At 61.1% G+C, this 24433-nt stretch carries 25 protein-coding genes and 4 pseudogenes; 13 read left to right on the top strand and 16 right to left on the bottom strand.

Annotated elements, in window-relative coordinates; all coding sequences use genetic code 11:
* Window positions 1-10: 10 nt before the first annotated feature.
* Complete coding sequence (locus tag HBO05_RS04560; protein ID WP_172311885.1) at window positions 11-865, bottom strand: LysR family transcriptional regulator; 855 nt, start codon at window positions 863-865, stop codon at window positions 11-13.
* A gap of 90 nt (window positions 866-955) precedes the next feature.
* Here HBO05_RS04560 and HBO05_RS04555 point away from each other — a divergent pair, with 90 nt between their 5' ends.
* Window positions 956-1396 (top strand): multidrug/biocide efflux PACE transporter, encoded by a 441-nt coding sequence (locus tag HBO05_RS04555; protein WP_169955322.1) that lies wholly within the window; start codon window positions 956-958, stop codon window positions 1394-1396.
* A 3-nt stretch (window positions 1397-1399) separates the two neighbouring features.
* Here HBO05_RS04555 and HBO05_RS04550 read toward each other — a convergent pair whose 3' ends face one another.
* Window positions 1400-2158: an SDR family oxidoreductase gene (locus HBO05_RS04550; protein WP_170041936.1), complete on the bottom strand. Its 759-nt coding sequence runs from the start codon at window positions 2156-2158 to the stop codon at window positions 1400-1402.
* Between the two features lie 122 nt (window positions 2159-2280).
* Between HBO05_RS04550 and HBO05_RS04545 the strand changes: the two genes are divergently transcribed.
* A complete protein-coding gene (locus HBO05_RS04545; protein WP_172311883.1) occupies window positions 2281-3177 on the top strand; it encodes a LysR family transcriptional regulator in 897 nt (298 codons plus the stop codon).
* Here HBO05_RS04545 and HBO05_RS04540 read toward each other — a convergent pair.
* A complete protein-coding gene (locus HBO05_RS04540) occupies window positions 3174-4091 on the bottom strand; it encodes a LysR family transcriptional regulator (RefSeq protein ID WP_170041937.1) in 918 nt (305 codons plus the stop codon). The genes HBO05_RS04545 and HBO05_RS04540 overlap by 4 nt on opposite strands.
* A 118-nt stretch (window positions 4092-4209) precedes the next feature.
* Here HBO05_RS04540 and HBO05_RS04535 point away from each other — a divergent pair, with 118 nt between their 5' ends.
* From HBO05_RS04535 to HBO05_RS04515, 5 genes and pseudogenes are all read left to right on the top strand, one after another.
* Complete coding sequence (locus HBO05_RS04535) at window positions 4210-4968, top strand: 5-oxoprolinase subunit PxpA (RefSeq protein WP_172311881.1); 759 nt, start codon at window positions 4210-4212, stop codon at window positions 4966-4968.
* A gap of 59 nt (window positions 4969-5027) precedes the next feature.
* A complete protein-coding gene (locus HBO05_RS04530; RefSeq protein ID WP_169955317.1) occupies window positions 5028-5906 on the top strand; it encodes an allophanate hydrolase subunit 1 in 879 nt (292 codons plus the stop codon).
* Window positions 5903-6877: a biotin-dependent carboxyltransferase family protein gene (locus tag HBO05_RS04525; RefSeq protein ID WP_170056884.1), complete on the top strand. Its 975-nt coding sequence runs from the start codon at window positions 5903-5905 to the stop codon at window positions 6875-6877. Before HBO05_RS04530 ends, HBO05_RS04525 begins: the two co-directional genes overlap by 4 nt.
* A gap of 129 nt (window positions 6878-7006) precedes the next feature.
* Window positions 7007-7147, top strand: a pseudogene (locus tag HBO05_RS04520) (allophanate hydrolase); the annotation flags it as partial.
* 129 nt (window positions 7148-7276) lie between these two features.
* A pseudogene (locus HBO05_RS04515) lies at window positions 7277-7417 on the top strand (allophanate hydrolase); the annotation flags it as partial.
* A gap of 123 nt (window positions 7418-7540) precedes the next feature.
* Here the strand turns inward: HBO05_RS04515 and HBO05_RS04510 are convergent.
* Window positions 7541-9157 carry an inorganic phosphate transporter gene (locus HBO05_RS04510; protein ID WP_170056885.1) on the bottom strand — a complete coding sequence of 539 codons (1617 nt, stop codon included), beginning with the start codon at window positions 9155-9157 and terminating at the stop codon, window positions 7541-7543.
* 128 nt (window positions 9158-9285) lie between these two features.
* The gene (locus tag HBO05_RS04505) at window positions 9286-10308 is read right to left on the bottom strand and encodes a transporter (RefSeq protein WP_169955314.1); all 1023 of its coding nucleotides are present in this window, start codon (window positions 10306-10308) and stop codon (window positions 9286-9288) included.
* A 231-nt stretch (window positions 10309-10539) separates the two neighbouring features.
* Here HBO05_RS04505 and HBO05_RS04500 point away from each other — a divergent pair, with 231 nt between their 5' ends.
* Complete coding sequence (locus tag HBO05_RS04500; RefSeq protein ID WP_172311879.1) at window positions 10540-12168, top strand: methyl-accepting chemotaxis protein; 1629 nt, start codon at window positions 10540-10542, stop codon at window positions 12166-12168.
* A gap of 51 nt (window positions 12169-12219) precedes the next feature.
* Here the strand turns inward: HBO05_RS04500 and HBO05_RS04495 are convergent, their stop codons facing one another.
* Window positions 12220-12525, bottom strand: a complete 306-nt coding sequence (locus HBO05_RS04495) for a PepSY domain-containing protein (RefSeq protein ID WP_038442689.1) — start codon at window positions 12523-12525, stop codon at window positions 12220-12222.
* A gap of 151 nt (window positions 12526-12676) precedes the next feature.
* On the opposite strand from HBO05_RS04495, the gene HBO05_RS04490 reads away from it, so the two are divergent.
* Window positions 12677-13555 carry a sterol desaturase family protein gene (locus tag HBO05_RS04490; protein ID WP_172311877.1) on the top strand — a complete coding sequence of 293 codons (879 nt, stop codon included), beginning with the start codon at window positions 12677-12679 and terminating at the stop codon, window positions 13553-13555.
* On the opposite strand, the gene HBO05_RS04485 is transcribed toward HBO05_RS04490, so the two are convergent.
* Together HBO05_RS04485 and HBO05_RS04480 are read right to left on the bottom strand one after the other, a co-directional pair.
* Window positions 13547-14221: an AraC family transcriptional regulator gene (locus HBO05_RS04485; RefSeq protein ID WP_169955311.1), complete on the bottom strand. Its 675-nt coding sequence runs from the start codon at window positions 14219-14221 to the stop codon at window positions 13547-13549. The two genes, HBO05_RS04490 and HBO05_RS04485, sit on opposite strands and share 9 nt — an antisense overlap.
* On the bottom strand, window positions 14222-15349 hold the full coding sequence (locus HBO05_RS04480; protein ID WP_170056887.1) for a glycerophosphodiester phosphodiesterase: 1128 nt from the start codon (window positions 15347-15349) through the stop codon (window positions 14222-14224). It abuts the gene before it with no gap.
* A gap of 245 nt (window positions 15350-15594) precedes the next feature.
* On the opposite strand from HBO05_RS04480, the gene HBO05_RS04475 reads away from it, so the two are divergent.
* Complete coding sequence (locus tag HBO05_RS04475; protein WP_076962912.1) at window positions 15595-15918, top strand: DUF2025 family protein; 324 nt, start codon at window positions 15595-15597, stop codon at window positions 15916-15918.
* Between the two features lie 53 nt (window positions 15919-15971).
* Window positions 15972-16070, top strand: a pseudogene (locus HBO05_RS04470) (LysR family transcriptional regulator); the annotation flags it as partial.
* Window positions 16071-16074: 4 nt separating this feature from the next.
* Here HBO05_RS04470 and HBO05_RS29430 read toward each other — a convergent pair.
* The 3 genes from HBO05_RS29430 to HBO05_RS04455 form a co-directional block, all read right to left on the bottom strand.
* A complete protein-coding gene (locus HBO05_RS29430) occupies window positions 16075-17394 on the bottom strand; it encodes a PAS domain-containing methyl-accepting chemotaxis protein (protein WP_172311875.1) in 1320 nt (439 codons plus the stop codon).
* Window positions 17395-17557: 163 nt separating this feature from the next.
* A complete protein-coding gene (locus HBO05_RS04460; protein WP_169955308.1) occupies window positions 17558-18616 on the bottom strand; it encodes a diguanylate cyclase in 1059 nt (352 codons plus the stop codon).
* Between the two features lie 197 nt (window positions 18617-18813).
* Window positions 18814-19437 (bottom strand): TetR/AcrR family transcriptional regulator, encoded by a 624-nt coding sequence (locus tag HBO05_RS04455; protein ID WP_169955307.1) that lies wholly within the window; start codon window positions 19435-19437, stop codon window positions 18814-18816.
* 133 nt (window positions 19438-19570) lie between these two features.
* On the opposite strand from HBO05_RS04455, the gene HBO05_RS04450 reads away from it, so the two are divergent.
* Both HBO05_RS04450 and HBO05_RS04445 read left to right on the top strand, forming a co-directional pair.
* Window positions 19571-20626 (top strand): MBL fold metallo-hydrolase, encoded by a 1056-nt coding sequence (locus HBO05_RS04450; protein WP_172311873.1) that lies wholly within the window; start codon window positions 19571-19573, stop codon window positions 20624-20626.
* Window positions 20627-20741: 115 nt separating this feature from the next.
* Window positions 20742-21506, top strand: a complete 765-nt coding sequence (locus HBO05_RS04445; RefSeq protein ID WP_170041962.1) for an amidase family protein — start codon at window positions 20742-20744, stop codon at window positions 21504-21506.
* Window positions 21507-21528: 22 nt separating this feature from the next.
* Here HBO05_RS04445 and HBO05_RS04440 read toward each other — a convergent pair whose 3' ends face one another.
* The 5 genes and pseudogenes from HBO05_RS04440 to HBO05_RS04420 form a co-directional block, all read right to left on the bottom strand.
* The gene (locus tag HBO05_RS04440) at window positions 21529-21903 is read right to left on the bottom strand and encodes a helix-turn-helix transcriptional regulator (RefSeq protein WP_170041945.1); all 375 of its coding nucleotides are present in this window, start codon (window positions 21901-21903) and stop codon (window positions 21529-21531) included.
* Window positions 21904-22027: 124 nt separating this feature from the next.
* Window positions 22028-22978 carry a hypothetical protein gene (locus HBO05_RS04435; RefSeq protein ID WP_172311872.1) on the bottom strand — a complete coding sequence of 317 codons (951 nt, stop codon included), beginning with the start codon at window positions 22976-22978 and terminating at the stop codon, window positions 22028-22030.
* A gap of 116 nt (window positions 22979-23094) precedes the next feature.
* Window positions 23095-23739 (bottom strand): HAD-IB family hydrolase, encoded by a 645-nt coding sequence (locus HBO05_RS04430; protein WP_169955303.1) that lies wholly within the window; start codon window positions 23737-23739, stop codon window positions 23095-23097.
* A 72-nt stretch (window positions 23740-23811) separates the two neighbouring features.
* Window positions 23812-23988: pseudogene (locus tag HBO05_RS04425) on the bottom strand (HNH endonuclease); the annotation flags it as partial.
* A gap of 65 nt (window positions 23989-24053) precedes the next feature.
* The coding region (locus HBO05_RS04420) for a ribonucleotide-diphosphate reductase subunit beta (RefSeq protein ID WP_170058888.1) at window positions 24054-24433 on the bottom strand (380 nt) is incomplete at its 5' end.

The raw sequence follows: 24433 nt of genomic DNA, 5'->3' as shown, positions 1-24433 counted from the left end.
CCGGCGGAGGTTATTCGAGCATCTTTTGCAGCAACCAACTCCCCGCCGGGCCCGGCGGGTGTTGCCGCGACCACAACGCATCCACCGCCACCGAGCGCGGCCAGCCGCGAGCCTTGAGCTCCACCAGTTGGCCATTGGCAAAGCGCTCCACCAGCCAGCTCGGCAAGGGGGCCCAGCCAAAGCCGAGGATGGCCATCTCCATCAGCATCAAAAAGCTGGGGGCGGACCAGACTCGGCCGGTCAGCCGGTTTTCATTGGGGTTGATGATGCTTGCCAGGCGCAGCTCCCGGTACTGTTGCAGGGTTTGCTGGTCGATACCATCGAGGCTGGCCAGTGCGTGCCGCGGGGACACAAACAGCGCAAGTTGTGCGCGCTCCTCGATGGTGGCATGGGTCAGGTCTGGCGGGTAGACCTCCTGCGCCTCGATAAACGCCAACTGCGCGCGCCCGCTTTGCACCAGGGCGATGAGGTCTTCGCATTCGGCAATCAACCACTCCAGCTCCAGGTCCGGATAGCGCTGCTCCAGGGCACCGAGCAGCGTTTCAAAGCGCCCCGACTGATAGGTATCAGACATGGCAATACTGAGCTTGGGCTCCAGCCCCTGGGATAACTGGCTGGCGGCAAGCTCCAGGCGACTGCTGGCCTCCAGCACCTGCTCGGCCCGTTGCAGCAGAACGTGCCCGGCCGGGGTCAGGCTGGGCTTGCGGCTGCTGCGGTCGAATAGCACCACGTCCAGATCAATTTCCAGGCTGGCCACTGCGGCGCTGACTGTCGACTGGCTCTTGCCCAGCTTGCGCGCCGCCGCCGAAAACGAGCCTTGGGTCGCCGCCTGCACAAACGCTTGCAACACTTCATGAGAAGCCATGATCTATCGCCTTGATCGATGGTTATTGATTATGAAGTATCGTTTCAGGGCGCGATGATGGCAACCCAAGACATTCACAGAGCAACACCTATGAACACCACCAAGTCCATCACCGAACGTGTTTTCCAGGCCCTTGGCTTCGAAGGCCTGGCCTTGCTGATCTGTACCCCGTTGCTGGTCTGGATCACCGGTCGCCCAGCCCTGGAAATGGGCGCGGTGACCCTGGCCATCAGCCTGTTGGCGTTGACGTGGAACATGATCTTCAACAGCGTGTTCGACCGCCTCAAGGTGCGCCTGCAACTGGCCAATAGCGTCAAGACCCGGATCATGCACGCCCTGCTGTTCGAGGGTGGGCTGATTCTGTTTGCCGTACCGCTGATTGCCGCGTGGCTCAATATCAGCCTGATGCAGGCGTTTATCCTGGATATCGGCGTGCTGCTGTTCTTCCTGCCGTACACCTATGTGTACCACTGGGGCTACGACGTGCTGCGGGAAAAGTTCCTGCAGCAACGTGCGCCAGAGCAAGTGTGAGGGTCAGACGAACATTCCGCCCGACGCCTCGATACGCTGCCCATTGATCCATTTGCTGCCATCGGCCAGCAAGGTGGAGATCGCCCCGCCAATGTCGTCCGGCAAGCCGACCCGACCCAGGGCCGTGTTGCTGGCGACAAAGGCATTGATGCCGGCGTTGTCGCGTACCGCGCCGCCACCGAAGTCGGTCTCGATGGCACCGGGGGCGAGGGTGTTGACGCTGATCCCCCGTGCGCCCAATTCCTTGGCCTGGTAACGGGTCAGCACTTCCACCGCGCCTTTCATTGAGGCGTAGGCGGCATAACCGGGCAGGCTGAAGCGGGCCAGGCCGCTGGAGATATTGATGATGCGCCCGCCATCGACGAGCAGCGCCAGGAGCTTCTGGGTCAGGAAGAACGGGCCCTTGAGGTGGATCGCGACCATTTGATCGAACTGCGCTTCGGTGGTCTCGACAAAGCTGGCATGGGTGCCGATCCCGGCGTTGTTGATCAGGAAATCGAAATGCGCCTGGGCGAAATGCGCTTGCAGGACCTCGCCGAGCTGGCTGACAAACCCGTCGAACGTGGCGCTCTGGCTTACATCCAGTTGCAGCATGGCGGCGCGGCCGCCGAGCTGTTCAATCTCTGCCACCACCGCCTGGGCCTCAGCGGCCTTGCTGTAGTAGGTGCCGACAATATCGATGCCTTGCGCGGCCAGATGCAGGGCGGTGCTTTTGCCCAAGCCACGGCTGGCGCCGGTGATCAATGCGATTTTACGGGTCATGGTGCAGTCCTCGGAGCGGGTGGGTAATGGTGGAATGAGTGTATTTGTCCGGGTATTGCGTGATAAACAGAGTGAATCCGGAATCACTGGTCGGATCAGTCGAACAATCACGGGGCGCCACCATGAACAAGCTGGACCTGTTGCGCACCTTTGTGCGGGTCACCGAACTGTCGAGTTTCACCCAGGCCGGCGACAGCCTGGGGCTACCGCGCTCGACGGTGTCCGAGCAGGTGCGCGCCCTCGAAGACCTGTTGGGCACGCGCCTGTTGCAGCGCACCACGCGCAAGGTGCAGGCGACCCAGGACGGGCGCGTGCTGTATGAGCGCAGCAAGGACCTGCTGGCCCATATGGAAGAGCTGGAGGGGTTGTTTCGCCAGGACGAGGCGCAATTGACCGGGGGGATCCGTATCGACATGCCCAATGTGATGGCACGTAAGGTGATCCTGCCGCACCTGCCGGAGTTTATGGACCGGCACCCCTTGATCGAGCTGCAAATCAGCAGCTCCGACCGCCAGGTCGACCTGCTGGCCGAAGGTTTTGATTGTGTGTTGCGCGTGGGCGTACAACCAGACCAGTCCGTGGTGGCGCGCCTGTTGTGCAGCATGCCGATGATCAACTGCGTAAGCCCCGGTTACCTGCAACGCTATGGCGAACCCAAGACCCTGGCCGATCTGGCCGCCCATCAACTGGTGCATTACGTGCGGCCGCTGGGTGCGCGCTCCGCGGGTTTTGAATATGTGCAGGGCAACAAGGTGCAACGTATTGCCATGGCCGGGCGGGTCACGGTCAGCAGCACGGATGCGTACCAGTCGGCATGCCTCGCCGGTTTCGGGATCATTCAGGTACCGGGGCTGGGTATCCGCGAATTGCTCGAAAAGGGCGAATTGGTGGCGGTGCTCCCCGACTATCCCGCGCCTGCGCTGGATGTATCGATGCTGTATGCCGGCCAGCGCCACTTGCCGCTACGGGTACGGGTGCTGATGGACTGGTTGTCGGCCACCTTGAAGGCCCAGCTTTAACGGCGTGTCGATAGTTGCTGGGGGGCGAGGAAGGCATCGTGGAAGTAGTCGCGGAACGCCTGCATCGCCGGGGTAAAGGTGCGCTCACGGTGCCAGGCCAGGCCGACACTCATGGGCGCGACCTTGTCAGTCACGCTCAAGGTCTCGATGCGTTTGCCTTCCAGGGACCAGGGGCGGTGGACCAGGTCGGACAGAATCGCCACGCCACTGCCATTGGCCACCATACTGCGCACCGCCTCTACCGAACTGGTGCGCAGCCGCACCTTGGGCGTCTGCCCGGCCTGCTCCCAATAACGCATGGCACTTTGCTCGGCCTCGTCCACAGTCAGCAGGATATAGGGTTCCTGCGCCACATCCGCCAGGCTCACCGCACGCCGTTCACACAGCGGGTGGTGGCTGGGCAGCCACAGGCGGCGTTCGGAATTGAACAGGATTTGCGAGACGATATCCGGGTGGGTGAGGTTGGCGGTGAGCACCACGGCCATCTCGAACTGGCCATCCAGCAGCCCCTGTTCGATGGCCTGGCGCTCCTGCTCGAAGACTTCGATGGTCACGTCCGGGTGCCAATGCTCCAGGCGTTGCAAGTGGTGCGGCAGGAAGTAACCCAACACCGTGTAACTGGCCGCGACCCGCAGCACGCCGCTGGCGCGCAAGTCTGGCAGCGGGCTGCTGAGGGCATCGTCGACACTGCGCACAATCACGTAGGCGCGGTTGAGAAAATGCCGGCCGGCGTCGGTCAGGTTCATGCCCTGGGCCGAGCGTACAAACAGCTGGGCGCCGAGCATGGCTTCCAGCTCCTTGATCGCGGTGGTCACTGCCGACTGGGAGATATTCAGGTGAATCGCCGCCTGGGAAATCTGGCCGATTTCGGCGGTGGCGACAAAGTAGCGAACCTGGCGCAGCGTAAGCGACATGGGGATTTCTCTTGGGGGTATCTGATTTTCCGAAGATACCCTATCTGATAATAGATCTTCCCAAGGGGTCAAGGGCCAGCCTATTTTCCTTGGCACGAACCCTTGCGGAGCAGCCCCGATGCAGACAGTGGATTTCAACTCGGACATGGGCGAAAGCTTCGGCCCCTGGACCATTGGCGACGGTGTGGACAATGAGCTGATGGCGTTTATCAGCTCCGCCAACGTCGCCACCGGCTTTCATGCCGGCGACCCCGGCACCATGCGCCGCACCATCGAGCGCGCCAAGCAGTTGGGCGTGGCCATTGGCGCGCACCCGGGCTTTCGCGACCTGGTGGGGTTCGGCCGCCGCCACATCAACGCCCCGGCCCAGGAACTGGTGGACGACATGCTCTACCAACTGGGCGCCCTGCGCGAATTGGCGCGGGTGCAGGGCGTGACCTTGCAGCACATCAAGCCCCATGGCGCGCTCTACATGCACCTGGCCCGGGACGAAGAAGCGGCCCGCCTGCTGGTGGAAAACCTGCAACGCCTGGAGCCTGAATTGCTGCTGTATTGCATGCCCGGCTCGGTGATCTGGCGCATTGCCAAGGAACTGGGGCAGCCGGTAGTACGCGAGTTTTATGCCGACCGTGAGTACGATCTGTCCGGCTCCATCGTGTTTACCCGCAACGTGCGCGCCCTGGACCCGGCGACAGTGGCGGCGCGTGTGCTGCGGGCCTGCCAGATGGGGCTGGTGCGCACCGTCGAGGGCGAAGACCTGTTTATCGAATTCGATTCCATCTGCCTGCACAGCGATACGCCGGGCGCCCTGGACCTGGTGGAGGCGACCCGCAGGGCCCTGGACCAGGCGGGGATCGTGGTGCGCACACCCGTCTGAACCGCAGCCCCTGCATGATTTTTGCCTGCCTTTCTACAATGATTCCAAGAGGAACAGACATGGCTGAAACATCCCCGATTCGCTACAGCTTTGGCGCCGATGAGCATTTGTTCGCCGAGGTCAGCGAAAGCATGTCCCTGGAGGCGTTCTTCAAGGGCATGGCCGTCACCCGCGCGGTGCAGCGCCTGGAGCTGCCCGGCGTGCTGGATATCTGCCTGGCCAACGCCTCGTTCCAGATCCGCTTCGACCCCGACCTGATCGCCCCCCAGGTGCTGCTCGATGCGGTGCAAAGCGCCGAGGCCCAGGCCGTGGCCGAGCGCACCTTGCACACGCGGATCATCGAGATTCCGGTGCTGTACAACGACCCCTGGACCCATGAAACCCTGATGCGTTTTCGCGACCGACACCAGGACCCGACGGGCACTGACCTTGAGTACGCGGCGCGGATCAATGGCCTGGCGGATGTCGAGGCGTTTATCGCAGCCCACAGTGGCGCGCCGTGGTTTGTGTCGATGGTCGGCTTTGTGGCGGGCCTGCCGTTCATGTTCCAGATGGTCGAGCGCGAACGCCAGTTGCAGGTGCCCAAATACCTGCGCCCACGCACCGACACGCCAAAGCTGACCCTCGGCCATGGCGGCTGTTTCGGCTGTATCTACTCAGTGCGCGGCGCGGGGGGTTACCAGATGTTTGGCGTGACCCCGGCGCCGATCTACGACCCGGCCCAGCAGTTGGCCTATCTCAAGGAACACATGGTGTTCTTCCGCCCCGGCGATATCGTGCAATTCAAGCCCATCGACCGGGATGCCTACGACTTGGCGGTGGCCGAGGTGGAGGCCGGGCGTTTCGATTTGCGCATTCGCCCGGTGGAATTTTCCCTGGACGCTTTTTTTGCCGACCCGGTCGGCTACCCGAAAACCCTGCAGGAGGCGCTCGTATGATCAAGGTGCTCAAGCCCGGCCTGGCCACCTCCGTGCAGGACCTGGGGCGTGAAGGGTATTACCACTTGGGGATCCCGCCGTCCGGCGCCCTGGATCAGTACGCCTTGAGTGCGGCCAACCATCTGGTGGGCAATCCGGCGGGGGCGGCGGGGTTGGAATGCACGCTGATTGGCCCGCAGCTGGAGTTCCAACAGGACGCCCTGGTGGCACTCAGTGGCGCGCTGATGTCTGCGCGCCTGGACGGTGAAGTGGTGCACCAGGACACGGCGTTCCAGGTGCGTGCCGGTCAGGTGCTGCGTTTTGAGTTTCCCGTGGCCGGGGCGCGCACCTACCTGGCGGTGGCCGGGGGGATCGACGTGCCGCTGGTGTTGGGCAGCCGCTCCACTTACACCCTCGGTGCGCTGGGCGGTTTCCACGGGCGGCGCTTGCAGGAGGGCGATCTGTTGCCTATCGGCCAGACCTGCGGCCAAGGCCGTGCCGGCAATAGCTTGCCGATGGCCTTGCGCCGCTCGGTGGGCGGCGATGTGACATTACGCGTGGTGCCGGGCTTGTACTACGAGCGCCTGACGCCCGCAGCCAAAAGCAGCTTTTTCGCCGAGCCCTGGACCGTGGGTTCCGAGGCCGATCGGATCGGCTACCGCTTCAAGGGTGGCAGTGCCTTGAGCTTCCAGCCACGGGAGCAGCCATTTGGCGCGGGCTCCGATCCATCGAACATCGTCGACAGTTGCTACCCCATCGGCTCGATCCAGGTCCCGGCTGGCCTGGAGCCGATCGTGCTGCACCGCGATGCGGTATCAGGCGGCGGCTACGCGATGATCGGCACGGTGATCAGCGCCGACCTGGACCTGATCGGGCAGATGCAGCCTAACCAGCGAGCGGGGTTTGTCGCGGTGACGCTGGAGGAGGCGCTGGAGGCGCGGCGGCTGTACAAGAAGCGGCTCAAAGCGATGGCTGGCTTATTCGCAGGCTAAGCCATCACACAAAAAAATGTGGGAGCGGGCTTGCCCGCGATAGCGGTGTGTCAGTCAAGTATTTCTAACCTGATCCACTGCCATCGCGGGCAAGCCCGCTCCCACATTTTGCTGTGTGGTGATTCAGAAGGCACGGTGATCAGCGCCGACCTGGACCTGATAGGGCAGATGCAACCCAACCAGCGAGCGGGGTTTGTCGCGGTGACGCTGGAGGCGCGGCGGGTGTACAAGAAGCGGCTCAAGGCGATGGCCGGCTTATTCGCAGGCTAAGCCATCACACAAAAAAATGTGCGAGCGGGCTTGCCCGCGATAGCGGTGTGTCAGTCAAGTATTTCTAACCTGATCCACTGCCATCGCGGGCAAGCCCGCTCCCACATTTTGCTGTGTGGTGATTCAGAAGGCACGGTGATCAGCGCCGACCTGGACCTGATCGGGCAGATGCAGCCCAACCAGCGAGCGGGGTTTGTCGCGGTGACGCTGGAGGCGCGGCGGCTGTACAAGAAGCGGCTCAAAGCGATGGCCGGCTTATTCGCAGGCTAAGCCATCACACAAAAAAATGTGCGAGCGGGCTTGCCCGCGATAGCGGTGTGTCAGTCAAGTATTTCTAACCTGATCCACTGCCATCGCGGGCAAGCCCTCTCCCACATTTTGCTGTGTGGTGATTCAGAAAATTTGGGTAAACAGCCAATACAGACTGCCCGACAGTACAATCGCCGCCGGCAACGTCAGCACCCAGGCCATCAGCAAATTGCGGATGGTCTTCATCTGCAAGCCGCCGCCATTGGCCACCATGGTCCCGGCCACACCCGAGGACAGCACATGGGTGGTGGATACCGGCAAGCCAAACATATCGGCAGCGCCAATCGTCAGCATGGCCACGGTTTCGGCCGAGGCGCCCTGGGCGTAAGTCAGGTGGGTCTTGCCGATTTTCTCGCCGACGGTCACCACGATGCGCTTCCAGCCGACCATGGTGCCCAGGCCCAGGGCGATGGCCACGGCGATCTTCACCCACAGCGGGATAAAGCGTGTGGCGTTGTCGATCTGTTGCTTGAACAGTTGCAGCTTACCCTGGGTGTCGGCATCGAAATGACCGACCTTGCCCTTGTCCATCAGGCGAATGGTTTCGCTGGTCAGGTACATGTCGTTACGCACGTTGCCCATCGCCTCGGCCGGTACCTTGGCCAGGGAACCGTAGCCTTTGACTTGCTCACCGATATGCCCGGTCAGGGCGGCGAGGGCGGGGATCAGCTCGGGCGTGACGTCCTTGGTGCGCACATAGGTCGACAGAATCGGTCGTGGATCGGCTGGCGCCGCTTGTGGTGCGCTCTTGACCAGGGCTTGCTGGGTGACTTCTGCCACGGCGGCAAATTGCAGGGATTGATCGGCCGGCATGGTGCGGTTCAAGGCGTAGGCCATGGGCAACGTGCCCACCAGGATCAGCATGATCAGGCCCATGCCTTTCTGGCCATCGTTGGAACCGTGGGCGAAGGACACGCCGGTGCAGGTCACGATGAGCATGCCGCGAATCCACCACGGCGGCGGGGTGTTGCCCTTGGGCGCCTTGTACAGCGCGCGGTTTTTCACAAAGGCCCGCAGTGCCAGCAACAGCAGGGCGGCAAAGCCGAAGCCGATCAGCGGTGACAGCAGCAGGGCATAGCCGATCTTGATCGCCTGGGCCCAATCCACGCCGCTGGTGCCGTCACGGCCATGCATCAGGGCATTGGCCACGCCCACGCCGATGATCGACCCGATCAGCGTATGGGAAGACGACGCCGGCAGGCCCAGCCACCAGGTGCCGAGGTTCCACAGGATCGCGGCGATCAGCAGGGCAAAGATCATCGCAAAACCGGCGGAAGAACCGACCTGCAAAATCAACTCCACCGGCAGCAGGGCAATGATGGCAAAGGCCACCGCGCCACTGGATAGCAGCACCCCGAGGAAATTGAAGAACCCCGACCAGACCACCGCGAATTGCGGCGGCAGCGAGTTGGTGTAGATCACGGTCGCCACGGCGTTGGCGGTGTCATGGAAACCGTTGACGAATTCGAACCCCAGGGCAATCAACAAGGCCACGCCCAGCAGCAGGAATGGGGTCCAGGTGGTGACCACCGTGCCCAGTTCGTGCATGTCGTGCATCAGGCTGTAGGCGGTGAACAACAGGCCCATGGCGAGCACGGCGAAGAACATGATCACCGTGAACAGGCCGGGTTTCTTGTCCAATTGCGGTTTTGCGTCAGTGGCGCCAGCCTGGGGCGAGGCAGTCAGGGAAGGGGTGGCCATGCCGGAGCATCCAGTGTGGGGAGGATGTTTCCCATGATCGTTGCAGAATGTTACAGAGATGCTGCGTCAAGTCAGTGTTTGGTGGATTGAGATAACCGCCGGTCCACAAATTCTGGGTAGGCGCCGGTTCAGTAATCCTGGCGCTTGCGAAATGCCCATCTGCCGGCAATCAAGGTGAACGTCGCCACCAACGCCACCAGGATCCAGAACCCCTCGGGGTCCTGGGATAGCGGCACACCTCCGACGTTCATGCCAAAAAAACCGGCAATGATATTGATCGGCAGCGCCAGTACCGTCACCACCGTCAAGGTGAACAGCGTGCGGTTGCTTTGTTCGTTGAGGTTGGCGGCGATTTCTTCTTGCAACAACTTGATCCGTTCGCCCAGGGCCGTGAGGTCGTTGATGATCAGGGCGAACTCTTCGGTGGATTTGCGCAGCTCCTTCACGTCCTCCTTTTGCAGCCACTGCGGCGGGCGGTTGAGCAGGCGCAGCAGCGAGCCCGGCTCCAGGGCCAGCAGGCGTTGCAGGCGCACCAGCACCCGGCGCATGGCCCCCAGTTCGGCGCGGTTGGTGGACAGGCGCGAGGACAGCAACTGGTCTTCGATCTGGTCGACGCTGAGGCTGGTCTTGCGCACGATCTGCGTCAGCACCTCGCCTTGGTCACGCAGCAGATGCACCAGCAACTCCAGGGGCGAGCGGAAGTGTTCGCCGGCCTTTACCGATGAGCGCAGCTTGTCCACCGAGTGCAGCGGTTGCAGGCGCGCACTGATCAGCAGGCGGCTGCGAGCGCAGACCCACAAGGTGGAAATGTCCGATGACATCATGCTGCTGAAGTTGAACACCACGTCGTTGACCACCGCCAGCAAGGCCGAGTCCACATGTTCGATACGGGTGGAGCGCGAGCCCTCGTGCAAGGCCTCGAAGAACTCCGGCGGCAACTCCAGGTGCGCCTGCATCCAGCGCTGGCAGGCGGCGTGGGCCAGGTTCAGGTGCAGCCACAGGAATTCATCGGGGTCGGCCGGGGCGTGCAAGGCCTTGAGCACGGTTGCCGAGTCGATCTGCTCGGCTTTCTCGCCGGGCCGAAAGCGGAAACCGTAAAGCAGGCCAAACAGGTCGGAGTCCTGGTGGCCGTGGTCGATGCTGTGGTTCATGGGGGCTCGCAGAGGCAGGCGATGGGCGCGCGTTGCGCAATCATTGCAAGGGGATTTGACAGTTTTGTGTCAGCTACGGGGCACTCCCGCCCGACCGCTCATCCACTGCGCTCAAGAAGCGTCTGGCCCGGCCGATTCAAGGCGCAAGCATGCCATTGGATTGGCTGTGCGTTGGTTGACAGGGATGTTGCGGTGCAGGTCCCCATTTCCCTGTTTCGAGGCTTTTCCCCGATGAGTTTTTTGCGAAAGTCCTTGAGAGCACAGATCCTGTCGTTGCTCGGTGGCAGCTTGTTGGCAATGCTGTTGATTGCCTTGGCGTGTTTTCATTTTCTCTCCAGCGGTGTGCAGAGTTATCGCAGTTTGCTGGAGGGGCCGTTGCAGACCTCACAGCTGATCGATGAGGCCAACGTGCAATTCAAGGTCCAGGTCCAGGAATGGAAAAACGTCCTGCTGCGTGGCAAACAGCCCCAGGACATGGACAAGTACTGGGGGCAATTCCAGGATCGGCAACGGGAAGTGCAGGGCATCCTCGCGCGCCTGGTGGCCAACACCGAGGGCGATCCAGGCTTGAGCCGTCGCCTGGACACCTTGCGCCAGGAGCACCAGTTGCTGGGCGTGGCCTACCAGAAGGGGCGTGATGCGTACGTGGCCGCCGGTGCCGATGCGGCGGCCGGCGATAACGCGGTCAAGGGCGTGGACCGCGCGGTGAGCGAACAGATGAGCGCTCTGGTCACGCAACTGCATGAGCAGGGCAAGTTGCAGTCGCTGGCAATCAGCGCCTATGCCGAACGTACCGTGATGCTGGGCTTGGCGGTGATGGTGCTGTCTGGGGTGCTGATCGGTCTGTTCAGCCTGTGGTTGATCAACCGCAACCTGATTTTGCCGATCCGGGGCCTGATCGACTATGTAGCCCAATTGAGCCATGGCCGGTTTGCCGAGCGCGTTGCCAGCCAGCGCCAGGATGAGCTGGGCCATTTGGCCCAGGCCGCCAACACGTTGCGCGATTTTCTCGCCGAAACCTTTGGCCGCCTGCAGCGCAGTGCCAAGGACCTGGTGAGCGCCAGTGGCGAGCTGAATTCGATTGCCGGGCAGATGGCGACGGGCACCCAGGACCAGTTCAGCCGGACCGACCAGGTGGCGACGGCGATGACCGAAATGTCCGCCACCGCCCAGGAAGTCGCGCGCCACGCTGCCAGTGCCTCGCGAGCGGCGGACGAGGCCGATCACTCGGCCCGTGAAGGCGGCCAGGTGATGCAAGTGACCATTGCCACCATCGGCCAGATGCGCAACGAGATCCTCAACACCGGTGGCATCATCCGCCGCCTGGAAGCCGACAGCGTGCGCATCGGCACGGTGCTGGAAGTGATTCGCGGCATCGCCGAACAAACCAACCTGCTGGCCCTCAATGCGGCAATCGAGGCGGCACGAGCGGGCGAAGCCGGGCGTGGCTTTGCGGTGGTGGCCGATGAAGTGCGCAGCCTGGCGCAACGCACGGCGGCGTCGATCATCGAGATCAACCAGATTATCCAGGCGGTGCAGACGGGGGCGGTGGATGCCGCCGAGGCGATCATCAGCGGCCAGTCGTGCAGTGACGAGAGTGTCGAAAAAGTCACCCAGGCCGGGGCGATGCTCAGTCATATCACCCAGGCGGTGGAGGCGATCCGCGACATGAACCGGCAGATCGCCACGGCGGCCGAGGAGCAAACCTCGGTGGCCGAGGATATCTCGCGCAACATCACGCAAATCACCACGGTGGCCACCGCCAACCTGGACAACGTGCAGCGCACCGAAGCGGCCAGTCATAACCTGCGGGGCTTTTCGGCCGAGCTCAATGAAGTGACCGCGCGCCTGAGTGCCTGACCAGACACAACTGCGCCGCCCGAAGGCGGCGCGTTGTGTGGCTGGGGCAACTTAAGTGTCTTGTTTGTTTTCCAGCACTTCGCCGGTCTTGGCGTCGAGCTTCACATCCCACTTCTTGCCAGTGGTGTCGGTCAGGTCAACTTCGTAGACCAGGCGCCCGGCTTCGTTATCCAGCTCAGTGTCGTTGATGGTGGCGCCGGCATGTTTGGCCAGGGCGGCGGCGTTCAGCTGTTCAAATGGCTTCACGGCGCCCGATTGCAGCAGGCTTGGAATCTGGTCCGGGCGAACATCGGCCTGGGCCAGGCCGGCGGTCAGGGTCAGGGCGGCAGCGGCGAACAGAGCGGTCAGGTTTTTCATGATGGAGTCCTTTGGGGTGAGCTGTTTAAGTGGGATCAGATTACCTCGCGCAACTTAATTCACCCTTAATTGTGTAGGACGTTTGCGTTGTTTGTTCAATCGCCCCGTGCCGGGAGATTTCATGCTGGTGTCTCACCCACGGGAGACACTTATGAAACAGATATCGGTTTGGCTATACGCCCCCTTGTTCTGGGCAGGGTTTATTGGCGTGGGGCTCTGGTTGGTCACCCTAGGCGCCTCGCAGTGGCTGCTGGCGGTGTTTGCGCTGGCCATCGGCGTGTCGTTTATCGCCGAACTGTGCTTGCCCTACGAGCCCCAGTGGAACCGCAGCCTGGGCGACCGACGCCGGGATGTCCTCCACGCGCTGGTCAATGAAAGCCTGAACGCCCTGGGCTTGCTGGCATTGCCGCTGCTCACGGCATGGCTGGCCATCGAGGGCGCCTGGCCGCGCGCCTGGCCGCTGTGGGCGCAATTGCTGTTGGCGATCATCATTGCCGACGCGGGCATCACCCTGATGCATTACGCCAGCCACCGCATCGCCGCACTCTGGCGTTTGCATGCGGTGCATCACAGCGTGCAGCGGCTCTATGGGTTCAATGGCTTGATGAAGCATCCCTTGCACCAGATGCTCGAGGCCGCGGCGGGTTTGCTGCCGCTGATCCTGCTGGGCATTCCAGTGGAGGTGGCGATGCTGCTGGCGTTGGCCATTGCGATCCAGTTGCTGCTACAGCATTCCAATGTCGATATGCGCCTGGGGCCGCTGCGCTGGGTGTTTGCCTGGGCGCCGGTGCATCGCTTTCACCATATGAAATACGGGCGCGCGGGGGATGTGAATTTCGGTTTGTTTTTCAACCTGTGGGACTGGCTGCTGGGGACTGCGTTTTACACCGAGGATTATCGAATGGGCGAGGGCGACCTGGGGATTGGCAGCCGGCCGGACTATCCGCTGGATTACGTCGAGCAGTTGCGTGAGCCCTTCAGCCCCGCGCGATTGAGCAAGGAACCCCCGGTACCCACCGCACTACGGTAGGAGGTGTACTTGAAGATGGCGCAATGAGGCCCCGGCGGTCACGCCAAACAGTTGCTTCATGGTCCGCGAGAAGTGCGCCGAGTCGGCAAACCCAGCGCCGTGGGCCGCTTGGGTCAGGGTGTGGCCGTTCAAGGCCAGATCCAAGGCCAGGCGCAGGCGGCGCCACATCACCAGGCGCCGTACCGGCACGCCAAGCTGGCTGACGAACAGGCGCTCCAACTGGCTCAACGACAGATGCGCCGCCTGTGCCAATGATTGCGCCGAGACCTTGCCGCTCAACTGTTGATCGAGGGTGTGCAGGGCGCGTTGCACGCGCTCATCGTCTGCCTGGCGACGTGGCAGCTGGCGCAATGTCTGCGCAAGGCGCTCATGGGAAAAATCGGCGGTATCCAGGGCGTGTTGCAACGACTCGCGATCAAATGCACCGGGCTCCACATAGGCCATCAACACCGTGCCAGGGGCATGGACGATGGCATGGGGCTGGCGAGAGGGGATGAACAGGCGATACGCCGTTTGCAGCTGCCCATCAAGGCTGACCGTGATGGGGCTATGCGCGCACAGGATAAATTGATGGGCATAATGGGCGTGGGGCGCCGTGCGCCCCGTCTCACCGAGGATCAGGCCGTAATCCGGCCCCAGCCACAGTTGGCCTGACCACTCGCTCACTCAGTAACCGTTGTCCTGCAGCAGGTCCTGCACGCTGGACGACGGCCAGCGCTTGTAGAACTTCAGCAGTTCGGCGGCGCGGTTGGTGAAGATGCCATCGACCCCGGCGCTCATGACCTTCTCGAAATCCACCGGCTCGTCGACGGTATAGACGTGCACCAGCAGGCCCTTGTCGTGGGTCAGTTGGTTCATCTCGGGCTTGACCAGGTCCGAATAGCTCTGGTCGCCCAGGGCCGTCAGTTGTGCAGACGGGCCAGTGCCAATCGCACCGAGGCTCTTGGCTTCATCGACCCACTTCTCGAACTCGGCAGCGTCCTTGGGTTCCTGCTTGGCATAGTAGGCCGCCTTGGTTGGCTCGCCGGACTCGGCGAAGGTCACCTTGGACTTGGGCTCGATGCTGCCTTCACCCACCCACAACAGCAGGATTTTCGGGGTGTTGGGCATTTCTTTCTGCAGTTCCTTGAGGCTGGCCGTCTCGAAGGTTTGCAGCACTACGCGGCCCTTGCCCTGGCCGACGCCGGTGTTGCTCTTGCCCAGCTTGGAACCCACGGAACTCAGCCAGCCCTTATCCAGCAGTTTGTCCTTCAGATCGGCTTCGATCCCCGGAAACTGCTTGGGCTCCTTGGTTTCGATGTACAGGCCGGGTTTGTGCTGGGGGTTGCCTTCGGCGATCTTGATGATTTCGTCCAGGCTGAGGATTTTCAACCCGACGAAGCCCGGGCGCGCACGCTCCGGGTAGGCGGTGTTGAACCAACTGCCGGCATCCAGGGTTTGCAGCTCTTTCCAGGTGAATTCGTTGGCCGGGCTGTCCTTGCGCTCCGGGAACTTGGTGGCCACGTCGGTGGTGCGTTGCAGGTTGTTGTCGTGCAGGGCAAACAGCACGCCATCCTTGCTGCGCTGCAGATCCAGTTCCAGGTAGTCGGCACCCAGGTCGCGCGCGACCTTGTAGGCGGCAGCGGTGGACTCCGGCGCATCGAAGGACGCGCCCCGGTGGGCGATCACGGCTGGGTGGGGGATGCCGTCCTTGGTCGCCAGTTCAACCGGGCTGATGGGGCTTGCAGCCTGTGCGTGGCCAAGGCCCATCATCAGAGCGAGCAGCAGGGCACTCTTGGTAAACGTAGCAGGCATGTGCGAGGTCCTTTCGTGGAGGTAGCTTCAAGAAGGGTTCCTTTTTAACAATTGCATGCAAATCGCGCTATCACCAAACCGACATTAACGTGCGCATGCGCTATTTTTTCTGCGCTTTTGTGCCGTGCTATGCAGTATTCTTGGCCCGAGTTTCCCCGCCAGAGGGAACCCCATTGCCTTATTTCGCCGCCTCGCGTGTAAACCATCGTTCACTTCCCCTATGGGATTTTTCAGTGAGGTTTAGCATGCGCATCACATCGGAACTCATCTGCCAGGCCGCCGACCAACTCAACGGCTTTGTCGGCCTGAACCGCAAGACCGGCCAGTACATCGTACGTTTCAGCGAAGACTCGTTCGGCATGGACGTCGCCGACGACGGCATCATCCCCACCAGCGAGTTCGTCTGGCAGCCCGCGGCCGACCAGGCCATGACCCTGTCCCGCGAGCACATCCAACTGCTGCTGGACCAGAACATCGATGATCGCATCAACATCACCGAGCCGTTGCGCGTGTATATGCGCCGGGTCGAGATCCCGCAAATCAGCGCGGTGCGCAGCCTGGTGGGTTGATCACCATCACGCAAATCCCGTAGGCGTTGGGGCCGGCGCTCACGGGTTACGACACCGCCTTGTGGTTGCTGACGCGCCCGGACTGTCGGGCGCTGCGTTCAGTGGTGACGTTGTTCGACGAGCTGGGCCGGCACCTGAGCCACCCCTGGTAAGCGCCTACAACCCCACCCGCTCATTGGCAAACATACTCACCGCCCGCACGGCATCGCTGGCGCCTTCGCGAATCTGCAGGATCACCGTGCCGGCCTGGTTGGCCAGGCCCACGCCCTGGGCTGCGCGGTCGCGGGTGTTGTCCATGCTGTCGATGGCCTGGCGGGTCTCGCTCTGGATCATCTCGATCATGCTCGAGATCTCCGCCGTGGAGCCGCTGGTGCGTGCGGCCAGTTGTCGGACTTCATCGGCGACCACCGCAAATCCGCGGCCCTGATCACCCGCGCGGGCGGCCTCAATAGCTGCATTCAAGGCCAGTAAGTTGGTCTGGTCGGCAATCGCGCGAATGGTGTTGACGATGGCGGTGATCTGCTGCGAGCGCTCGCCCAACTTGGCGATCAGTCTGGATGAGCTTTCAATGTCGGCGGCAATGTCATGGATGCCGCTGGCGGTCTGCTGAATCACCTCGGCGCCTTTTTCGGCGATGTCCCGGGTCTGTAGGGAGATGTGATAGGCCTGGGTTGCGCTCTGGGCATCTGCGGCGTGTTTTTCCACCATCGCGGTGACGTCGGAGGCGAACTTCACAATCTTGCACAGGCGCCCGCTGGCGTCGTACACCGGGTTGTAGTTGGCTTCCAGCCACAGCGTCTGGCCGGAGCGGGTGATGCGCTCGAACTGGCCGCTGAACAACTCACCCTGGTTCAGCCGGCGCCAGAAGTCCGTGTATTCCTGGCTGTTGGCCAGCTCCGGCTTGCAGAACAGGCGATGATGCTTGCCCTGGATTTCTGCCAGGTTGTAGCCCAGGCGCTGGAGGAAGTTCTGGTTGGCGGTAAGGATGGTGCCGTCGAGGTTGAACTCGATCACGGCCATGGCCCGGTCAATCGCCTCGAGCTTGGCATTGGCTTCGCTTTCGGCCTGCATCCTGGCGCTTACGTCCAAGGCATATTTGATGATTTTCACCACTCGGCCGGCCTGGTCGCGTACCGGGTTGTAGCTGGCCTCCAGCCACACCGAATGACCGTCGGCGGCGACGCGCTCGAAGGTGCCCGATTGGAACTGGCCATTGCGCAGTTGCGTCCACAACTGGCTGTAGTCGGCGCTGCGGGCAAACGCCGGGGTGCAGAACAGGCGATGGGACTGGCCGACGACTTGATCCTCGCGGTAGCCCATGGTCTTGAGGAAGTTGTCATTGGCGCGCAACACGCTGCCTTGTAGATCGAACTCGATCACGGCCATGGAGCGCTCGATGGCATCGAGCAGGCCAGCTTGTTGGCTGACAGTTTCTTGTAGGGTAGTGATGGTTTTTTTGTGGGCGGTAAATAGCATGGTTGCGTGCTCAGTGATGCAACGTGCGTGGATGTATCCATGGGTGCGCTTGCGCGCCGTGTAGCCCCAGGCCCACGGCAGACGTGCTTATTGCCGGCTTCCGTTATACCGGCAGACAGTACAGCTGGGAGCTCTGAGTCATGGGCACCAAAGGAAGTTCTATTCAGGCAGAGCGGGCGACCAGTGATTCGGCAACCGTCACCCGGTTGCGCCCGGTGCCTTTGGCGGCGTACAGCGCCTGGTCTGCGGCATTGAGCCACATATGCGCCTGGGTGAATTGCACCTGGTAGGCCGCCAGGCCAATGCTCAGGCTGACCCGCAGTTCCGGAACCTGCGGGTCGCGGTAGCGGCTGAACATTTCCCGCAGGCGCTCCATCACATAACTGGCCTGCTCCAGCGGCACGTCCGGGAGAATCACGCAGAACTCGTCGCCACCGTAGCGGCCCGCCAGGTCATTTTCCCGCACGTTGCGCTGCAATTCCTTGCTCAGTTGTCGCAGCACGCGGTCACCGACGATATGGCCATAGGCGTCATTGATCTGCTTGAAATGGTCGATATCGATCAACGCGATGGTGGCCTGGGACTGTTGCTGCTGGCACTTGTGGAACTTCAGTTGCAGCAGGTCTTTCCAGGAACCGTGATTGAGCAGGCCGGTGAGGCTGTCGGTACGACTCAGGGCGCTCAGGGCACGTTTGTGTTCCGAGAGCTTGATGGCCAGGCGATAGCTGGCCATGCCGATGGCGACGGGGTAAAGGATCAACATCGGTAGGCACGAATACACCTGGATCAGGCCCACATTGGGGTTGAACGAGGGGCCGAATACCAGCCAGGCCAGCGCGACGCCCACCAGTTGCGCGAGCATGCCCTGGATCATCAACTGTTTGCCGCCCGCCGCGACGTTATGCATGGTCATCATCGCGAGGATGGTCACTGCGGTCAGCGGTGTGAATTGCGTGGCTGCGGCCCAGAACCCACCGGACAGTGAGTCATAGAGCAGGTTGCGGCGCTCAGCCTGGTAGGGAAATGCCGAATGACTCGACAGTTGGTACGCCAGGTGCGGCCAGATAAATGCGTTGAACAGCCACAGCGCCCAGATCCATCCGGGCATGGCCAGCGGGTACAGGGCGGCCAGCACGCAAATGCTGCCAACGCCCAGCCCGATAATGCGCGGCCGATAAATGCGCCGGGCAAATGACAGCCCTTTGCCTCGAAGGTTTTCCATAGATCCCTGCGTCAGGTTTTTCTTTTTTTAAGTGGCGAAGGCGTAGGTTATTCAAAGGCCATTTACGCCAGATGACAGGCGATTATTGTCAGTTATTTACGTGGGAATAATCAGTGTCCTTCCGGGCCATTTGCGTGGAGATCCAGAGGGATTACGGTAAAAACGACTTCTGAGCGTCGTATTGGCGACACAAGGGCTTATCGGGGAAGGGGAGCAATCTCGTAGCCGGCCAGGAACAGGTCCATTGCCGACTCGATCACGTTGGCCTGGGTAGCCAAGTCCAGGGTGGGCTGGCCGAGGGTGATTTGCGGCCAAAAGGCGAACGCCTTGAGCAGGCTTTGCACCTGATGGGCGGCAAAGCACGGGTCAACGGGTTTGAGACGCCCGTCTTCCTGGGCGGCACGCACCCACAAAGTAAACCCTTCTTCGCGCTCGCTCAGGCGATTGACGATGTCCTGGGCGCGTTCAGGAGAGTGGATGGTCGCAGCAATCGCTACCCGGGCCAGGTCGAGGAAGTTGGCGTCCGACATCATTTTCATCTTCGCTTCCAACAGCACTCGCAACTGGTCGCGCAGGGGTTGTTGGCTGCTGTAGCTGACATCCAGTTGCGCGACGCTGCTGGCCCACAGTTTGTGCAGGATTTCGGTAAACAACTCCTCCTTGCTGGGGAAGTGGTTGTACACCGTGCGCTTGGAGACGCGGGCCGTGGCCGCAATCTTGTCCATGCTGGTGACCTCGAAACCGTTGTCGCGAAACTCGGCAATGGCTGCCGCCACAATGGCTTCGCGTTTACGGTCGGTGAGGCGTTGGGGTGCAGTCATGGGACTATTCGGCTCTGGGAAGAAAATTACACTCGGTAGTTTACTTGGTCCGGGTTTTGTTGCAATCTTGAAACTACACTGTGCAGTGTAGTTGTTGATCTGCATCAGCAGAACGTACCGGAGTCACTTTGTAATGGCCACGATCTCTAACCGTCTCGACACCCCCTCTGCCGCGCTCAAGCCATCCGAGCAGCAGCAAGGCCACTTCAACAATCATGCGCCGGTCAACCGTGCGGGCTTTGGCAAAACCCTGCAGATTTTCTGGAAGATGCTCTTTCACAAGCCCCGCAGTACGCGGCCCGTGGGGGAGATTCCGGTGCAGCGCCTGACGCGTGAACAATTGCAGAGTGCCCCGGACCACAGTGTCTACCGCCTGGGACATTCCACCATCCTGCTGAAAATGCGTGGCAAGTTCTGGCTGACCGATCCGGTGTTCGCCCAGCGTGCTTCGCCTTTCAGTTGGGCCGGCCCCAAGCGCTTTCATCAGCCACCCATCAGCCTTGAAGAACTGCCGCCGATTGAGGCGGTGATCCTGTCGCACAACCATTACGACCACCTGGACCGCCAGGCGGTGGTGCAGTTGGCGGCCAAGACCCGCTATTTTCTAGCGCCGCTGGGCGTCGGCGACACCTTGATCAAATGGGGTGTAGCGCCCGACAAGGTGCGGCAACTGGATTGGTGGCAGGGCACCGAGGTGGACGGTATCCGTTTTGTCGCAACCCCGGCCCAGCACTTTTCCGGGCGTGGGCTGTTTGATGGCAACCAGACGCTGTGGGCCTCGTGGGTGATGATTGATGGCGCCCGGCGTATCTTTTTCAGTGGCGACACCGGCTACTTCGATGGCTTCAAGCGCATTGGCGAGCAATACGGGCCATTTGACCTGACGCTGATGGAAACGGGAGCTTACAACGTCGATTGGCCCCATGTGCACATGCAGCCCGAACAAACCTTGCAGGCCCATATCGACCTGAAGGGGCGCTGGTTGCTGCCGATCCACAATGGCACTTTTGATCTGGCATTCCATGCCTGGCATGAGCCGTTCGACCGCATCATGGCCCTGGCCTGGGAGCGCAATGTGTCGATTACCACGCCCGCCATGGGTCAGGCTTTCACGCTGGCGGCACCTGAGCGCGGGCATGCCTGGTGGCTGGACGTCGAGGCCCAGGTGACACAACCGCTGGCGAGTTGAAGGTGTTTGCAACGTTCTGTCTGTAAAAGGGCTTTTCAACGTATTTCTGCCATGAGAACCGACCGGAAAAGGATGGGATGATCTCGGGGAATTCATTTCCTGGGAGTGGGCCTTGATGGAGGACAAATGTAGGAAAATCCTGGCGCCAGGTGCTGCCTGTTCAGGGGGGCTACCTTTGCTGCTCAACATCCTTAACGCAGTGCCTTGCGCGCCGATAGCCCCCGCTGGGTCGACGGACAATGGGGCAACACCTCGGGGTGGCATTGAGTTCCAGCCTGCCGCAGCACCTGTTGTCCAGGGCCCCAGGTTCGATGTCCCGGGGCCGATGATGAAGACTGTGCGTGATCCGTCGTTATCGCTCATAGCCCTGAGCGGCGTCGACCCTGCGGGCCCGGTCATGGTGGCAGTCCCGCCAGTCATGGAAAACAATGCAGCGAAATCTGCTCCTGTCCTGGCCGATTGGCGTATCGGTTTTGCCGACCAATACCTGCGCAACGGTGTGCGTGAAACGGTGGAGCACTCCAGCGGATTTCTCCAAGCCTTGGAGGTGTTAAAGGATGCCGGTGCCGAAGTGGTGCCAGTGCAGGCGCAGTTACCGGATGCCGCTGCGTATTTCTCCCTGGCGTCCAGCAACCAGATCGATGAGCGGGTGAGCGAACATCGCCTCGACGCGCTGGTGTCCGATGGCCAAAGCCCAGCTTTTCACGGCTTCTGCAAAACCGGATACCCAGGCGTATGCCAACTATTCAACGACGATCTCAACGGCACCAAGGTCGTGCTCTGGTTCTATGGTGCCCGCTGGGCGCGGGACTCGCTGTCGGCCTTGGTACGGATCTATCAACAGGCGATGCAGGCACGCGCCGGCATGTACGCGAGGTGAACCCGCTGCGCGGTCAGCGGGCCTATGCGCCGTTGGGATGAGGCGTATTCGACGATGTCGAGCCCAGCAGCCGTGCGATAAGGCTACGGCGACCAGGTTCGGCATCAGCCTGTGGTGTTGGGGAGCGACGCCCGCTCATGCCCCACCCCGGCGCAAACCCCGGGAAAAACACCAGGCCTTCGTGCTCAAGGCGAAATGCCAGGGCGATGCGGATGGCGTCATCCACCTCTTGATGGCTTTCAAAGCGCTGGACAGCGTCCACCCCAACCCCGGCGTGCCGGGCCAGGTCTTCCCGGCTCCAGCCCAGCAGCGCGCGGGCCTGCACGCTGTGCCGTGGGGTGAACTGATGAAGGACGATTTGCTGATCTACGGTGGTGCTCACTGCCAGAGAGGACATGGGGGTTCTCCAGGAATCCAACGGGGGAGAACAAACTATACTGTGTTTTTGTACAGTTGTTTTGACCGTTCATCAACTCGATCATTTCCTGGATAGCTGGCCCGCGATTGGTGGACGCCTCAATTCATTTCTCCACCAGCCCCGGCGCCTCGCGGATCAGCAGGTGGTCAAGGTTCTGGATATCGGCGCTGAACACCCCGAATGTCTGCTCGGGGGTTTTCTTGCTCGGTACCTGTTTCAACTCCGGCGTCACCCCATAGAAGAAGCAATACAGCGGGCGTTCACTGTCTACAGCGGCCTTGATCTGCTCCAGGAACGCCTTGCGCTTGCGGTAGTTCTCGATCAGCTTTTTGTTCAGGTACACGTTGACGGAGTAGGGCTTCTTGTCGCGCCACACCTTTTTTTCGAAGTCGATGCGAAAGCTGCTGGTGTAGTCCTTGATCGCCTTGATCCGGCCCCAATAGATCAAGCCCTTGTTGTCTTGCAGGTATTCGATTTTCTTGAAAAACGCCCAATAGCTCGCGGTCTGCTCGCCGATCTTCAGCGGCATGCCCTTGAGCTTGTCCTTGTCGTCGATGTTGGACACGTAGCATTCGACCGGGTGGGCAAAGACGCTGGTCTTGTCTGGTGTGGTTTCGCTGGCACTGTGGGAAGTATTGGAGATTTCCGAAGGTGCTTTCGCCAGATCCTGTGGGAGAGTGTCTGTGGCGCCGCGGATGGCTGCCTTGCGTTCATACTGACGCCGAGTCAGTACAAACTCCGACGGGAAGTTCTCCTCGCGCCCATCCTCGGCTTCTCCTGGCACTGTCTTGTGACTGGCATAGCGGCAGCCGTCGATATGCCGGGTGCTGGGCAGGTTTTTGAAATGCGGCGTGCGCAGGTAATTGACGTTCTTTGCATTGAACGTACCCAGCACATTGCCCGTTGCAAACGCCGCACGGCAATCATCGTTGGGGCACAGGAAACTGTCCTTGTCGGAATCGAAGGCGGCGGTTTCGTCGAAGTTCAGGTCGCGCACGTCATAGATCGACAGCTTTTCGTCCAGGCTCAGGCAATAGGCTGTGTCGAATTTCATCGGGGCGGGTCCGTGGGAAGATTCGCTATTAATAGCGGGGTTGTGCGGGTAGCACAAATGTCCGCTATCAGGGCGCAGCCCTTTCAACGCGTCTGAAAGGGCTGGTTCCAAGCGGCTTATGGCTTCGACTTGCCTCGACGCTTGGCCGAATGAAAATGCCGCCAATGCGCATCCTGCGCCGCCGCCAGCAACTCGCGATCCCCGCGCGTGTCGCCCCAGGCCCTGAGCCGATACTCACCCAGGTCGCCATACACAGCTTCAAGCCGCAGCACCTTGTTCTCACAACGGCAGTTGTTACCTGTGAGGCGCCCACTCAACACCCCATCGACCACCTCAAGCTCGGTCCCGATCAGCTTGATCCCCAGGCGATCGGCAAAAGGTTGCAACACGATTGCCGGCGAAGCCGAACACAATGTCACTTCGGCGCCGGAGCCGATCTCATCGGCCACCGACTGCAAACCGGCAGGGCGCATTAGCTTGTTCCAGTAGGTCTTGCAGTATTCCTCGGCTTTCTGTTGCACCCAGGCTTTCTCAACGCCGGTCATAAAGGTGCGAATCAACTGCGCCTTGAGCTCATCCCGGCTCATCCGGCGCAACAGAAAACGCAAGCCCGGCAGCGCCAGCTTGAGCATCCGGCGGTTGAATTCCTGCTTGCCGAAAGCAAACTTGAGAAACGGTACAAAACTGTCGTGGCGGGTCAGGGTGCCGTCGAAGTCGAACACTGAAAGTACCTTGGCGCCCACTGGGCCGGCTTCTAGCATGTCTGGGTTCACGGGGTGGCCTCGGTCCTATCTACTATTTTTTTGGAATGCATAAGCTGTGACCGCAGGAGTCTACTCCGGTATCAATCTGCTGATTCTTGAGTAAAACCCCGCAGTGAAATCATCCCGGTCACTCGACCGGTGACAACGCTGATGGCAATTGGGGCATAAGGCTACAGCATTGGAGATGTGATCCGAACCCTTACGGGTCAGGTGCTTGAGGTGATGTACTTCAAGAAATGGCAAGCCGGCTCCCATAAAAAAAGCCCTGGGTACGACCCCAGGGCTTTTTTCACGTCGCAACTATGAGCCGATCAATCCCAGCTCAACGCCCCACCGGTCTGATACTCGATCACCCGGGTCTCAAAGAAGTTCTTCTCTTTCTTCAAGTCCATGATCTCGCTCATCCACGGGAATGGGTTGGTGGTGCCTGGGTATTCTTCTTTCAAACCGATCTGCGAAAGGCGACGGTTGGCGATGAACTTGAGGTAGTCCTCCATCATTGCCGCGTTCATGCCCAACACGCCGCGCGGCATGGTGTCGCGAGCGTATTCGATCTCCAGCTGGGTCCCTTGCAGGATCATCTGGGTCGCTTCTTCCTTCATCTCGGCATCCCACAGGTGTGGGTTTTCGATTTTGATCTGGTTGATCACGTCGATGCCGAAGTTCAGGTGCATCGACTCATCGCGCAGGA

This window comes from Pseudomonas sp. WS 5079, from assembly GCF_012985465.1.
In the GTDB taxonomy this organism is placed as follows: Bacteria; Pseudomonadota; Gammaproteobacteria; order Pseudomonadales; family Pseudomonadaceae; genus Aquipseudomonas.
This window is presented reverse-complemented; position numbering and strand designations above follow the sequence as displayed.

Bases quoted from the DNA above. Each gene is read 5' to 3' on its own strand.
- HBO05_RS04560 (WP_172311885.1), bottom strand. From the start codon at position 865: ATGGCTTCTCATGAAGTGTTGCAAGCGTTTGTGCAGGCGGCGACCCAA.
- HBO05_RS04555 (WP_169955322.1), top strand. From the start codon at position 956: ATGAACACCACCAAGTCCATCACCGAACGTGTTTTCCAGGCCCTTGGC.
- HBO05_RS04550 (WP_170041936.1), bottom strand. From the start codon at position 2,158: ATGACCCGTAAAATCGCATTGATCACCGGCGCCAGCCGTGGCTTGGGC.
- HBO05_RS04545 (WP_172311883.1), top strand. From the start codon at position 2,281: ATGAACAAGCTGGACCTGTTGCGCACCTTTGTGCGGGTCACCGAACTG.
- HBO05_RS04540 (WP_170041937.1), bottom strand. From the start codon at position 4,091: ATGTCGCTTACGCTGCGCCAGGTTCGCTACTTTGTCGCCACCGCCGAA.
- HBO05_RS04535 (WP_172311881.1), top strand. From the start codon at position 4,210: ATGCAGACAGTGGATTTCAACTCGGACATGGGCGAAAGCTTCGGCCCC.
- HBO05_RS04530 (WP_169955317.1), top strand. From the start codon at position 5,028: ATGGCTGAAACATCCCCGATTCGCTACAGCTTTGGCGCCGATGAGCAT.
- HBO05_RS04525 (WP_170056884.1), top strand. From the start codon at position 5,903: ATGATCAAGGTGCTCAAGCCCGGCCTGGCCACCTCCGTGCAGGACCTG.
- HBO05_RS04510 (WP_170056885.1), bottom strand. From the start codon at position 9,157: ATGGCCACCCCTTCCCTGACTGCCTCGCCCCAGGCTGGCGCCACTGAC.
- HBO05_RS04505 (WP_169955314.1), bottom strand. From the start codon at position 10,308: ATGAACCACAGCATCGACCACGGCCACCAGGACTCCGACCTGTTTGGC.
- HBO05_RS04500 (WP_172311879.1), top strand. From the start codon at position 10,540: ATGAGTTTTTTGCGAAAGTCCTTGAGAGCACAGATCCTGTCGTTGCTC.
- HBO05_RS04495 (WP_038442689.1), bottom strand. From the start codon at position 12,525: ATGAAAAACCTGACCGCTCTGTTCGCCGCTGCCGCCCTGACCCTGACC.
- HBO05_RS04490 (WP_172311877.1), top strand. From the start codon at position 12,677: ATGAAACAGATATCGGTTTGGCTATACGCCCCCTTGTTCTGGGCAGGG.
- HBO05_RS04480 (WP_170056887.1), bottom strand. From the start codon at position 15,349: ATGCCTGCTACGTTTACCAAGAGTGCCCTGCTGCTCGCTCTGATGATG.
- HBO05_RS04475 (WP_076962912.1), top strand. From the start codon at position 15,595: ATGCGCATCACATCGGAACTCATCTGCCAGGCCGCCGACCAACTCAAC.
- HBO05_RS29430 (WP_172311875.1), bottom strand. From the start codon at position 17,394: ATGCTATTTACCGCCCACAAAAAAACCATCACTACCCTACAAGAAACT.
- HBO05_RS04460 (WP_169955308.1), bottom strand. From the start codon at position 18,616: ATGGAAAACCTTCGAGGCAAAGGGCTGTCATTTGCCCGGCGCATTTAT.
- HBO05_RS04455 (WP_169955307.1), bottom strand. From the start codon at position 19,437: ATGACTGCACCCCAACGCCTCACCGACCGTAAACGCGAAGCCATTGTG.
- HBO05_RS04450 (WP_172311873.1), top strand. From the start codon at position 19,571: ATGGCCACGATCTCTAACCGTCTCGACACCCCCTCTGCCGCGCTCAAG.
- HBO05_RS04445 (WP_170041962.1), top strand. From the start codon at position 20,742: ATGGAGGACAAATGTAGGAAAATCCTGGCGCCAGGTGCTGCCTGTTCA.
- HBO05_RS04440 (WP_170041945.1), bottom strand. From the start codon at position 21,903: ATGTCCTCTCTGGCAGTGAGCACCACCGTAGATCAGCAAATCGTCCTT.
- HBO05_RS04435 (WP_172311872.1), bottom strand. From the start codon at position 22,978: ATGAAATTCGACACAGCCTATTGCCTGAGCCTGGACGAAAAGCTGTCG.
- HBO05_RS04430 (WP_169955303.1), bottom strand. From the start codon at position 23,739: ATGCTAGAAGCCGGCCCAGTGGGCGCCAAGGTACTTTCAGTGTTCGAC.